This window comes from Bordetella ansorpii, from assembly GCF_900078705.1.
Classification (GTDB): domain Bacteria; phylum Pseudomonadota; class Gammaproteobacteria; order Burkholderiales; family Burkholderiaceae_B; genus Bordetella; species Bordetella ansorpii_A.
In genome coordinates this window covers 906055-917812 of record NZ_FKIF01000006.1, presented here as the reverse complement: position 1 = coordinate 917812, position 11758 = coordinate 906055, and the positions used below count along the sequence as shown (strand labels likewise).

The following is an 11758-nucleotide window of genomic DNA, read 5'->3' as shown; positions in this document are numbered from 1 at the left end:
CACATCATGGTTAGCGTTGCGAAATGGTTTAAAAAGGGCATGGTGGTCGCCGCGGCGGCGGCCATGGGGCTGGTGTCCAACGGGCATGCCCAGTCCAAGCCCGAGAAGTTCAAGATCGGCGGCGTGCTGTCGCTCTCCGGTCCCTACGGGCTGCTGGGCGAGGACATGCGCCGGGGCGTGCAGATCGCCGTCGAGGAGCGCGGCGGCAAGGTGATGGGCGTGCCCATCGAAGTCACCTGGGAGGACGACGAAACCAAGCCCCAGCCCGCCGTGCAGAAGGCCACCAAGCTGATCTCCGAGGGCTCGCACATGATCTTCGGTGCGCTCAGCTCCGCCTCCACGCTGGCGGTCATGAACCTGGCCAAGCAGCGCAAGGTGCCCCACCTCGTCACCATCTCGGCGGACGACAAGATCACCGTGCCCGGCGGCTCCCGCTACACCTTCCGTACATCGAACAACCTGGGCATGGAAAACCGCATGGCGCTGGCGTACATGCAGGACAGGAAGCTCAAGAAGATCTACATCGTTACCGCCGACTACCAGGCCACCCGTGACGGCTACGAGTGGATCAAGCAGCAGACCGGCCCCAACGGTATCCAGATCGTGGGTGAGGACTTCCCGCCCCTGGGCAACCGCGACTATTCGTCCATCGTGGACAAGATCGCCAAGTCCGACGCCGACGGCGTGCTGCTGATGCTGACGGGCTCGGACGTGGTTACTTTGCTCAAGCAGGCCGGCCAGGTGAACCTGGGCAAGAGCAAGGTGCTTTTCGGACCCGTGGCCGCCGATGAAACCATGGCGGCGGCCGTGGGGCCGGCCTCGCTGGGCGTCAATTCCGGCCTGCGCTACGACCACACCATCGACACCGCCGCCAACCGCAAGTTCGTCGAGGCCTACCGCAAGAAGTTCGGCATCTTCCCCAGCATGACGGCCGGGGAGGCCTACGACGGCATGGCGTGGTGGCTGGACACGGTGGAAAAGACCGGCTCCTGGGACAAGGAGAAGTGGGTGGACGCCTTCGCCGCCAGCGTCCGCGAGAACTCCGTGGAAGGCAAGAAGACCATGCGTGCCTGCGACCACCAGGCCCTGCAGCCGGGCTTCTGGGGCGAGGTGGTGCAGGGCACCCCGCCAGCCCCCGCGCTGACGATGAAGATCACCAAGGTCTTTCCCGAAGAGAAGCTGTTCGAGGCCTGCAAGAACTGAAGGCCGCAGCGGGAGGCCGCCCCGGCCTTCCGCACTCGGTGAATCGCTATGTCAACTATCGTGATCGGCTTGAGCCTGGGCATGCTGCTGTTTTTGCTGGCGGCGGGCCTGACGCTCATCTTCGGCATGCTGGGTGTGATCAATTTTGCCCACGGTGCCATCTATATGTTGGGCGCCTACGTCTCGTATGAAACGGGGCGGCGCACGGGCTCGTTCCTCATGGGCGTGCTGGCCGCTACGTTCTTCACCGCGCTGGCGGGCGCGGTGATCGAGAAGCTGGCGCTGCGACCGCTCTACGAGCGCCCGCACTTCTACCAGCTGATCCTGACCTTCGGCCTGATCCTGATCCTGAGCGACGTGGTGCGCTTCGTCTGGGGCCCCGGCTACCAGGAGGTGGCGATTCCGCCGCTGTGGAACGGCACCGTGGACATGCTGGGCAGCACGATCCCGATGTACCGGCTGTTCGTGATCGGGTTCGGCGCTCTCGTCTCGGCGGGCCTGTACTTGGTGCTTGAGAAGAGCACTTTCGGCATGCTCGTGCGGGCCGCCAGCAGCGACGCGGAAATGGTGCGCATCCTGGGCCTGCCAGTGGGCGCGATCCGCATGGCGGTCTTCGCCACGGGCTGTGGCCTGTCGGGCCTGGCGGGCGCGATCGCGGCGCCGCTGTTCCCCATCGAGCTGGGTATGGCGACCAACACCATCATCGACTGCTTCATCGTCGTGATCCTGGGTGGGCTGGGGAACATCCGGGGGGCGATCGCGGCGTCCATGCTGATCGGCATGGTGCGTGCCCTGGGCTACGTGTACCTGCCCGGCTGGGTGGACATCATGACCTTCGTGCTGCTGATCGGCACCCTCTTGACGCGCCCGCAGGGCTTGTTCTACCGCGCGGCGAGGACGGCATGAAACTCTCCCTGTTCGACATCTGCTTCGGCCTGCTGCTGGCCGCGGCCGGCATCCTGCTGCCCTTCCTCAACCCGAGTGAAGCGCTGATCCAGCTGGTCACCCTGGCGGCCATCTGGGCGATCTTCGCCATCGGCTTCGACTTCGTGTTCGGCGCTTTGGGCATGGTGTCCTTCGGGCACGCCACCTTCCTCGGGGTGGGCGGCTACGCCGTGGCCCTGGCGACGCAGAAATACGGGCTGCCTTTCTCCGCCGGCGTGGGCCTGGCCATCATCGTGGGGGCTGCGTTCGCCCTGCTGTTCAGCTTCTTCGCGCTGCGGGTGTCCGGCATCTTCTTCGCGCTGGTGACCCTGGCGCTGTCCCAGCTGATCTTCATCCTGGCGGACAGCAAGCTGCGCGGCTTCACTGGCGGGTCGGACGGCATCTCGGGCGTGGAGCGCCCGGGCTTCCTGGGCATCGACTTCTACGACCCCGTCCACTACTACTGGTTCGTGCTGGGCGTGTATGCCCTGGTCATGCTGGCGGTGATCTCGCTGCGCAGTTCGCCGTTCGGCCGCGTGATCGCGGCGATCCGTGGCAACGAGACCCGCGCCGACCAACTGGGCTTCAACGTCAACCGCTACAAGCAGATCACCTTCGTGATCTCGGGCGGCCTGAGCGGCCTGGCGGGGGCGCTGCTGGCCTCGCTGCTGATGTACATGAACCCGCAGATGCTGCACTGGACCACCTCGGGGGACGTGATCATCATGACCCTGCTGGGCGGCTCCGGCTCGCTGTGGGGCGCCACCGTCGGCGTGATCGCCTTCGAGGTGCTCAAGGAATGGCTGAGCAGCTGGACCGAGTACTGGTACGGCGTGCTGGGCCTGGTGTTCATCCTTGCAACCATCTTCTTCCCGCGCGGCATCGTTGGCGAGCTGGAGCAGGGTTTCGCGGCCTACCAGAAGAACCGGCGCGGAGGTGCGCGATGAGCCAGGCAGCACTGCGGTGCGAGGGCGTGACTGTCAGCTACGGCGCCCTGAAGGCGGTCAACGACGTCAGCCATGAATTCCTGGAGGGCTGCATCTACGGCCTGATCGGACCCAACGGCGCGGGCAAGACCACGCTGCTGAACGTGCTGGCCGGGCGGCAGATGCGCCATGCGGGCAAGGTGTACTGCGGCGGCCGGGAGATCAGCCAGCGCCCCGCCTACGAACGGGCCCGCATGGGCATCGGGCGCAGCTTCCAGATCATCAAGATCTTCGGCGAAATGACGGTGGCCGAGAACCTGCTGGTCGCGGCCCAGTCCCGCCGGCCCGGGTTCCAGCCCTTCTGGATGAGCCGCCACTTCGACCGGCAGTTCCGCGAGCAGCTGGATGCCATCCTGGAGCTGACGGGGCTGGCGGCCCACCGCGACGACGTCGCGGGCACGCTGCCCTACGGCCTGCAGCGCTCGCTGGAACTGGGCGTGACCCTGCTGCCCGATCCCAGGATTTTGCTGCTGGACGAACCGCTGGCGGGCATCGGCCACCACGAGATCCAGGCCGCGCTGGCCCTGATCCGCAAGGCCGCGCAGGGGCGCACGGTGCTGCTGATCGAGCACAACATGGATGCGGTGATGTCGCTGTCCCACGAAATCGTGGTCATGAGCAACGGCTCGGTCATCGCCTGCGGCGCCCCCGAGGACATCCGCAGGAACGAAGCGGTGCGGTCGATTTACCTTGGGGAGGACGCGCAGTGATCGAACTCGAAAAAGCCAGCGTCAGGTACGGCCAGGCCCTGGCGCTGGAAGAAATCTCCGTGCGGATCGATTTCCATGAAATCGTCGCCATCGTCGGGCGCAACGGCGCAGGCAAAACCACGCTGCTCAAGGCCCTGGTCGGCCTGATGCCCCTGGTGGCCGGCCGGCGCCTGCTGGGCGAGCAGGACATTTCGGGCCTGGGCGTGGAGGCCATCGCCAAGCTCGGCGTGGCGCTGGTGCCGGACACGCGCCGCATCTTCCCCAACCTGTCGGTGCTGGAGAACCTCAAGATCGGCGCGCTGGCCCACCAGCCGGGGCACTGGACCCTCGACCGGGTGCTGGACGCCTTCCCGCGCCTGCGGGAACGGCTGGACTTCGGCGGCGACCAGCTCTCCGGCGGCGAGCAGCAGATGCTGTCGATCGGGCGCGCCCTGCTGGGCAACCCGCGCATGCTGCTGCTCGACGAACCCACCGAGGGGCTGGCGCCGGTCATCGTGGACCAACTGGTCCGCGTGTTCAGCGAAGTCCATCGCCAGGGCACCGGCATCGTGCTGGTGGAGCAGAACCTCAAGGTGCCCCTGAAGCTGGCCCACCGCCAGTACGTGCTGGACCATGGCCAGGTCGCCTGGTCCGGCACGGCCCAGGAACTGGACGCGCAGCGCGCCCACGTCGAGGGCCTCATCACGACGGGCGCAGCGGCGTGACCGCTCCGTGCCCATGCAAACCCCAATCCAAGGCATGCCCATGAACGCCCGCACCGCCGCGCGCATCGCGCCCCTGCATGAAAGCGACCCCCGCTCGCGCGACCCCGTGCTCGAAGAGCTGGTGGATTTCGTCGGCTACCGCCCGAATGCGCTGCTGACCATGGCGCGCAAACCCGGCGTGGTGCCCGCGCTGCTCAAGCTGTTGAGCGTGACGCTGCGCGGCGACGGGCAGCTCACCCAGGCGCTGCGCTTCCTGATCGCCGCGGAAGCCGCGCGCGGTGCGCGCTGTCGCTATACGACGACGCACCTCGTCCACGCCGCCCACCACCTGGGCGTGGGCTGGGACAAGCTGGCCGCGCTGCCGTCCTACCGGGACGACCCTCGGTACACCGAGCAGGAGCGCAAGGCGCTGGCCATCGCCACCGCAGGCGGCAGCCTGCCGGTGCGCGAACCGGGCCAGGCCATCGACCAGGCCCGGCAGGTCTTCTCCGAGGAGGAAATCGTCGAGATCGTGTCCTGCGTGGCCATGGTCGGCTGGTTCAATCGCTGGAACGGCCTGATGGGCTCGGAGCTGGAGCCCATGCCCTCGGAGGCGCTGGCCCACGTTCCCTGGCTCCAGGATCTCGAAGTCTGAAAGAGAAGGCCATGTACAGCCGCATCCACGAACCCCACGCATGCACGCTGACCGATGCCCTGCGCGAATGGGCCGCCAGCCGCCCCGCAGCGCCCTGGCTGGAGGACAGCCAGGGCATCGCCTTCACCGTGGGGCAGGCGTTCACCAGCAGCCAGCGGTTTGCGAGCTTCCTGCACCACCAACTGGGCGTGCAGCCCGAAGAGCGCGTTGGCGTCTTCATGTCCAACAGCTGCGCCATGGTGGCGACCACGTTCGGCATCGGCTACCTGCGGGCCACGGCGGTGATGCTCAACACCGAGCTGCGTTCCTCCTTCCTCCGCCACCAGTTGAACGATTGCCAACTGGCCACCATCGTGGTGGACTCCGCGCTGGTCGAGCACGTCGCCAGCCTGGCGGATGAGCTGCCCCACCTGCGCACCCTGGTCGTGGTGGGCGACGCGCCCGCCGCCGTGCCCGAACGCTGGCGGCAGGTGGCCTGGATGGACAGCAGCGCCTGCGCGCCGTGGGAAGGCCCCGCGCCCCGGCCCGAGGACATCTTCTGCATCATGTACACCTCCGGCACTACCGGGCCCAGTAAGGGCGTGCTGATGCCGCACTGCCACTGCGCCCTGCTCGGGCTGGGGGCGATACGCAGCCTGGAGATCACCGAGGCCGACAAGTACTACATTTGCCTGCCCCTGTTCCATGCCAACGGTCTGTTCATGCAACTGGGGGCGACGGTGCTGGCGGGCATACCGGCCTTCCTCAAGCAGCGGTTCAGCGCCAGCACTTGGCTGGCCGACATCCGCCGCAGCGGCGCCACGCTGACCAACCACCTGGGCACGACGGCCATGTTCGTCATCAACCAGCCGCCCACGGAGCAGGACCGCGACCACCGCCTGCGCGCCAGCCTGAGCGCGCCCAACCCGGCCCAGCACGAGGCCGTGTTCCGCGAGCGCTTCGGCGTGAAGGACGTGCTGTCTGGGTTCGGCATGACCGAGGTCGGCATTCCCATCTGGGGGCGCATCGGGCACGCTGCGCCGAACGCGGCCGGCTGGGCGCACGAGGACCGTTTCGAGATCTGCATCGCCGACCCCGAGACCGATGTGCCGGTGCTGGCCGGGCAAGTGGGCGAAATCCTGGTGCGGCCCAAGGTGCCCTTCGGCTTCATGGCGGGCTACCTGAACGTCCCGGCGAAAACGGTCGAGGCCTGGCGCAACCTCTGGTTCCACACGGGCGATGCAGGCACGCGGGACGAACAGGGGCTTATCACCTTCGTGGACCGCATCAAGGACTGCATCCGCCGCCGGGGCGAGAACATCTCGGCCACCGAGGTCGAGGTCGTGGTGGGCCAGTTGCCCGGCGTCCATGAAGTGGCGGCCTACGCCGTTCCGGCGCAGGGCGCGGGCGGGGAGGACGAGGTGATGCTCGCCCTGGTGCCCAGCGAGGGAGCGGCGCTGGACATGGCGGACATCGTCCGCCAGGCCAGCGCCCAACTGCCACGCTTCGCCAAGCCGCGCTACCTGCGCCAGATGGACAGCCTGCCCAAGACGGCGACCGGCAAGATCCAGCGCGCCGTCCTGCGCCAGCAAGGCAGCGCCGGCGCCTACGACGCCGAGGCGGCACCCGCCCGGTAAACAGGAGGAGCACACCATGTCGGAAAAACTGCGCGGCAAGGTGGCCGTGGTCACCGGCTCGGGCCGGGGTATTGGCCGGGCGATGGCCCTCAAGCTCGCGGGCGAAGGGGCCCGGCTCGTCCTCAACGACCTCGACGACGAACCCGCCATGGCCGTGCGCGAGGAGATCATCGCGCTGGGCGGCGAGGCGGTGGCCTGCTGCGGCAGCGTGGCCGAAGCCGGTTTCGCCGACCGGCTGATCGGCACGGCCACCGGCGCGTTTGGCGGGCTGGACATCCTCATCAACAACGCGGGCTACACCTGGGACAACGTCATCCAGAAGATGAGCGACGCGCAGTGGGACGCGATGATCGACGTGCACCTGACCGCGCCGTTCCGCATCCTGCGCGCGGCGCAGCCGGTGGTCCGCGCGCTGAGCCGGGCCGACGCCGAGGCCGGCCGCCGTGTGGTGCGCAAGGTGGTCAACGTCTCCTCGGTCTCGGGCGTCTTCGGCAATGCGGGGCAGGTCAACTACTCCGCCGCCAAGGCGGGCATCGTGGGCCTGACCATGGCGCTGGCCAAGGAGTGGGGGCGCCTGAACACCACGGTCAATTGCGTGGCCTACGGCCTCATCCGCACCCGCATGACCGAGGCCACCGCCGATTCCGACGCCGCCATCCAGGTCGAGGGACGCGAGATCAAGGTGGGCGTGAACCCGGACCTGATGGCAGCGATGGAGCGGAACATTCCGCTGGGCCGGGCCGGCACGCCCGAGGAGGCCGCCGGCGCGGCCTACCTGTTCTGCATTCCCGAGTCCGACTACGTGAGCGGCCAGACCCTGCTGTGCACGGGCGGGCTCACTGGCATATAACCTGATGCGATGACGAAGCCAGACACCCCCGCGCTGACCTACCCCTTCGAGCCCCCGGCGTCGCACCACACGGTCGAGGTCGCCCCCGGCGTGCGCTGGATCCGGCTGTCCATGCCGTTCCGGCTCGACCACATCAACGTCTGGGCCATCGACACGCACGATGGCTGGGTGCTGGTGGACACCGGCCTGAACAACCCCACCACCGTGGCCGACTGGCTGGCGCTGATGGGTGAGGGGCCGCTGGCGCGACCGCTGCAGGGCGTGTACACCACGCACATGCACCCCGACCACATCGGGCTGGCAGGCTGGTTCACGCGCCGCGCTGGCGTGCCGCTGCACATGAGCCGCCTGGAATACCTGAGCTGCCGCGTGATGCACGCCGACACGAACCGCGAGGCGCCGCCCGACGGCGTGCTGTTCCACCGCCGCGCGGGCTGGTCGGAGGCAGCCATCGAGGGCTACCGCAGCCGCTTCGGCAGCTTCGGCAAGCACATCCATGCGCTGCCCGAGAGCTTCCGGCGCCTGCAGGATGGCGACCTGCTGCAGTTGGGCGCGCACGCCTGGCGGGTCATCACCACCGGCGGCCATTCGCCGGAGCATGCCTGCCTGTACTGCCCCGGCCTGAAACTGCTGGTTGCGGGCGACCAGGTGCTGCCGCGCATCTCGTCGAACGTGTCGGTGTTCGCCACCGAGCCGCAGGCCAATCCGCTCAAGGAGTGGTTCGAGTCGCTGGACAAGCTGGCGCGGGAAGTGCCCGCCGATGTGCTGGTGCTGCCCTCGCACAATGAACCCTTCTACGGGCTGCACGAACGCCTGGGCTCGCTGCGCGCCGGTCAGGAGCGGGCGCTGGAACGGCTGCGCCAGTCGCTGACGGGCGGGCCGCAGCGCATCGTGGACGTGTTCCCCGCCTTGTTCCACCGTGCCATCGATGAGCAGGACGGGCAGCAACTGAGTCTCGCCACGGGCGAGGCCGTGGCCTGTATGAATTACTTCATCGCGGAAAGCGCCGTAGGGTGCACCGTGGATGGGAGCGGCGTCGCATGGTATGAGCTGAAGTCGTGAGGCCGCACCATCTCCGGCCTCAGCTACCTCATTCATTGAGAGGGCAGTCCACGCTGGTGTTTACGACTTTAGATAGGCAGCGGCCTGGCTGGGCATTGCGAACAGCCGCATGGATGCTGGGTGGGTGTTTACGACTTTAATTGCCCAGAATAGCCACCGTGATGCATGAACCTGCCGAGGCATTGGCCGCCTGACCCATGCCGCAGGCAAGCGCCCGGGCCAAGGCCGGAGCGCTTTGCCGCAGGGAGCCGAACCATGCCCACCATCAACATCACCAGTGGCCCGCGCATGGCGGCGGTCTACGCGCCCGGCACGGTACGCGCCCGCCGCTGGCACGGCGAGGGCGATGTGCGCGGTTACCGTCCGCCCTCGGGCTGGATGGCCCGAGCCGATCTCACCGACATTCATCCCATCACGGGCCGTGCCTTAGCGCGGGCCGTGTGGTGGATCATTGAGACAAAGGAATAACCATCGTCAGCACCGCGCCTAGGTCGTTTCGCCCTAGGCGCGGTGAGCTTCAAAAATCCGGGCGCGGCGGTGGCCGCGCCCGGTGTCGAAGGCATTGCTGCATTGCGCAATGCCTTCGGGCACTGGCCCGTCCAGGGCCAGTGTCAGGAGGTGGCCGGGCGGCACACTCGGTAGTTGCAGGGAAGTCAAGGCTTGCCGCCAGTATGACCTGTGCATGCACGGTCTCAGCCTGCACAATTATTGAGGTTGAGTCATCGCCACGGCTTCATGTTCGGGAAGACGCTGGAGCGGCAAGAGATCCATGACATCACAAAACAGAGCGCGGTTCTGCCAGTCGTTGCGGTCGCCGATCACATAGAAGCGCCGCTTCGCCCGCGTTGCCGCCACGTTCAGCAGGTTGGGCTCCGAGACCGCCCAGTCGCGTGCGCCGGGACCGTCGGTATTTCCGCCCAACACCATGATGACAACCGGCGCTTCCTTTCCCTGCATGGTGTGGATGGTTCCGGAAACCATCGTGTCGCCGAGCAAGCGTTTGAGGTTCTCCAGGACATTCTTGAAGGGCGTGATGACCGAAATGTCGGCTGCATTCACTCCGTCCTCATGAAGCAAGGCCAGCAGCGCCCGCAGGGCTTTTCCTTCAGCCGGCACCCAGTTCCCGTCGGATGTTCCACTGGCGTGAATCCACCCCGTAGGCAGTCGGGCGGGGGTTTCCTTGTCGGCTCGCGGTGCGATGGTGCCGTACACCATCGCACCGTCGTAGGCGATGCGGTTGGCCAGTCCGTGCATCGGCTTGTCGCAGCGCCGGTGCACGGCCAACGGCAACCCCACCCACGTCTTGCTGTCGGCCGGTCCCGCCATGCGGCCCCACGCAGTAGCCTGGTCCGCCAAGGTTTGCGCGGATTGTCGGTTGGGGAGCCAATGTGCATCGACACGGTAGCGCGTGCGCATGTGTTCCAGCACTGCGTCGGACATCCCCGCCGCGCGAGCTTGGCGCCCCTCAAATACCGCCGAACCGGCGATGCCGGATCGACCCGGCCAACGCCCCGCCACGATGGACGAGGCGCTGGCGAACACGCTGGCGCTTACTGCGGCAGGTTGTACGAATGCGTGCCGTCCTCAACGCTGGCGGTTCTCGCCCATCACGTCACGAAGGACGGTTCACGGACATCCCGCCCGGCATCGCCATGGAGCTTCCACGCCACGCCTCAAGACCGGCGCCGCAAGGTGCGGCCGGGGCGTTCTCGCTTGTCGTCGGGTGGTTGACCCGGCCCGCGTCAGTGGGCGAGCCGGTGCAGCCTTCGTGCGGGGATGCCGAGTCGGCCCTGTCTCTTTTCGGTGCGGTTCGGCCCAAGGCGTCCTTGTGTTGTTGTGAATCCTGGCGGGGGCGCGGCTGCGCCTCGGGCTTCATGGCTGCAACCGTCCAGCGAAAACAATTTCCCCGCCGCTGCGCGGCTTCCTCGCGCAGCAAATTCTTTTCGCCTCCCGGCTCTCCACTGCGTTTCGACCGCAAGCGGTGCAGCCCGCCCGTCCCCCGCCGGCCGGATCACAACAAGGACGCGATGGGCGCGAACCTTGTTCCACCAAAAGGAGTTTCATCATGGCCAACATCGGCAGCTTCACCGCAGACAAAGACGGCTACACCGGCACGCTTCGCACCCTGACGCTCAACGTCAAGGTCAAGCTGGTGCCCAACGACAAGGGGGACAACGAGAAGGCCCCGGACTTTCGCCTGCAGGCCGCCAGCCACGATATCGGCGCGGCGTGGAAGAAGACCAGCGAGGCCGGGCGGGAGTACATCTCCGTGACCCTTGACGATCCTTCGTTCCCGGCCACGGTCTATGCCCGCCTGATCGAAGGCGAGGACGGCACGCACGACCTGATCTGGTCGCGCAGCAAGCCCCAGGCGGCGTGACCGCCACAGCGCCCCGCCCACGTGGCGGGGCGCTGTGCTGCCTTCGCGGCACTTCAAGGAGGCAACACCATCGCCAAGGCTGCGCCGTGTCGAGCGGCTTTCGCATGTGTTGAGTTGCCCGCCGCAAGCGGTGGCCGGGCGTGTCGGTGCGTTGCACCGCCGGGCTTTACGGGCTGCGCCCCGTGCCGACTTCGCCGTCACGGCCATCCGGCTGCAATCCCTCACGCCTTCGCGCCTGCGGCGCTGCGCGCTTCGCTTGCCTCCTGGGGAAAGCCCTGTGGCCTATCCCCGCCGCGCGATGCTTGGCGCCCCTGCAGTCCCCGAACCGGCTGAGCCGGATCGGCCACGCCAGCAACGTCGCACGCTATGGCGTGTCACTCTTCTTCGCCACAGTCTCCAACTCCTGGCGCACCTGCACCAGAAGCTGATCAACCTGCTGCAGGTCGTCGCCGGCATAGGCCAGCGTCAGCAGCGTGAGCGGGTGCACCTCCATGACCTCGCACAGCTCGGCCAGCTTGTTCAGGGTGGGGCTTTTGAGGTCGCGCTCCAGCGTGCTCATGTAGGTGCGGCTGGACACGTCGGAGAACGCCTCCTGGCTCAATCCACGCGCTTTCCTGATGGTCTTTAGTGCCTCCGACAATGTATGTTTCGCTGCCAACCCTGGATCTCCCCAAAATCCAAGATGACAG

At 67.2% G+C, this 11758-nt stretch carries 13 protein-coding genes; 11 read left to right on the top strand and 2 right to left on the bottom strand.

What is annotated here, in order from left to right:
- Nucleotides 1-6: 6 nt before the first annotated feature.
- From A6745_RS14580 to A6745_RS14535, 10 genes are all read left to right on the top strand, one after another.
- A complete protein-coding gene (locus A6745_RS14580; RefSeq protein WP_016452563.1) occupies nucleotides 7-1203 on the top strand; it encodes an ABC transporter substrate-binding protein in 1197 nt (398 codons plus the stop codon).
- 48 nt (nucleotides 1204-1251) lie between these two features.
- Entirely contained in the window at nucleotides 1252-2109 is an 858-nt protein-coding gene (locus A6745_RS14575; RefSeq protein ID WP_016452562.1) for a branched-chain amino acid ABC transporter permease, read from the top strand.
- Entirely contained in the window at nucleotides 2106-3074 is a 969-nt protein-coding gene (locus A6745_RS14570) for a branched-chain amino acid ABC transporter permease (RefSeq protein ID WP_016452561.1), read from the top strand. The genes A6745_RS14575 and A6745_RS14570 overlap by 4 nt, the downstream gene beginning before the upstream one ends.
- Nucleotides 3071-3823, top strand: a complete 753-nt coding sequence (locus tag A6745_RS14565) for an ABC transporter ATP-binding protein (RefSeq protein WP_016452560.1) — start codon at nucleotides 3071-3073, stop codon at nucleotides 3821-3823. Before A6745_RS14570 ends, A6745_RS14565 begins: the two co-directional genes overlap by 4 nt.
- On the top strand, nucleotides 3820-4527 hold the full coding sequence (locus A6745_RS14560) for an ABC transporter ATP-binding protein (RefSeq protein ID WP_016452559.1): 708 nt from the start codon (nucleotides 3820-3822) through the stop codon (nucleotides 4525-4527). Before A6745_RS14565 ends, A6745_RS14560 begins: the two co-directional genes overlap by 4 nt.
- Before the next feature lie 40 nt (nucleotides 4528-4567).
- Complete coding sequence (locus A6745_RS14555; RefSeq protein ID WP_016452558.1) at nucleotides 4568-5161, top strand: carboxymuconolactone decarboxylase family protein; 594 nt, start codon at nucleotides 4568-4570, stop codon at nucleotides 5159-5161.
- Nucleotides 5162-5172: 11 nt separating this feature from the next.
- Nucleotides 5173-6777, top strand: a complete 1605-nt coding sequence (locus tag A6745_RS14550) for an AMP-binding protein (protein WP_016452557.1) — start codon at nucleotides 5173-5175, stop codon at nucleotides 6775-6777.
- Between the two features lie 16 nt (nucleotides 6778-6793).
- Nucleotides 6794-7627: an SDR family NAD(P)-dependent oxidoreductase gene (locus tag A6745_RS14545; RefSeq protein ID WP_016452556.1), complete on the top strand. Its 834-nt coding sequence runs from the start codon at nucleotides 6794-6796 to the stop codon at nucleotides 7625-7627.
- Nucleotides 7628-7636: 9 nt separating this feature from the next.
- Entirely contained in the window at nucleotides 7637-8689 is a 1053-nt protein-coding gene (locus A6745_RS14540; protein WP_016452555.1) for an MBL fold metallo-hydrolase, read from the top strand.
- Nucleotides 8690-8944: 255 nt separating this feature from the next.
- Nucleotides 8945-9157, top strand: coding sequence for a hypothetical protein (locus A6745_RS14535; RefSeq protein WP_016452554.1), 213 nt, complete (start codon nucleotides 8945-8947; stop codon nucleotides 9155-9157).
- A 237-nt stretch (nucleotides 9158-9394) separates the two neighbouring features.
- Here A6745_RS14535 and A6745_RS14530 read toward each other — a convergent pair whose 3' ends face one another.
- Nucleotides 9395-10231, bottom strand: coding sequence for an AAA domain-containing protein (locus tag A6745_RS14530; RefSeq protein ID WP_200874531.1), 837 nt, complete (start codon nucleotides 10229-10231; stop codon nucleotides 9395-9397).
- A gap of 523 nt (nucleotides 10232-10754) precedes the next feature.
- Between A6745_RS14530 and A6745_RS14525 the strand changes: the two genes are divergently transcribed.
- Nucleotides 10755-11069 (top strand): DUF736 domain-containing protein, encoded by a 315-nt coding sequence (locus A6745_RS14525; RefSeq protein WP_016452552.1) that lies wholly within the window; start codon nucleotides 10755-10757, stop codon nucleotides 11067-11069.
- A gap of 364 nt (nucleotides 11070-11433) precedes the next feature.
- Here A6745_RS14525 and A6745_RS14520 read toward each other — a convergent pair whose 3' ends face one another.
- Nucleotides 11434-11727: a helix-turn-helix domain-containing protein gene (locus A6745_RS14520; RefSeq protein WP_016452551.1), complete on the bottom strand. Its 294-nt coding sequence runs from the start codon at nucleotides 11725-11727 to the stop codon at nucleotides 11434-11436.
- Nucleotides 11728-11758 lie beyond the last annotated feature (31 nt).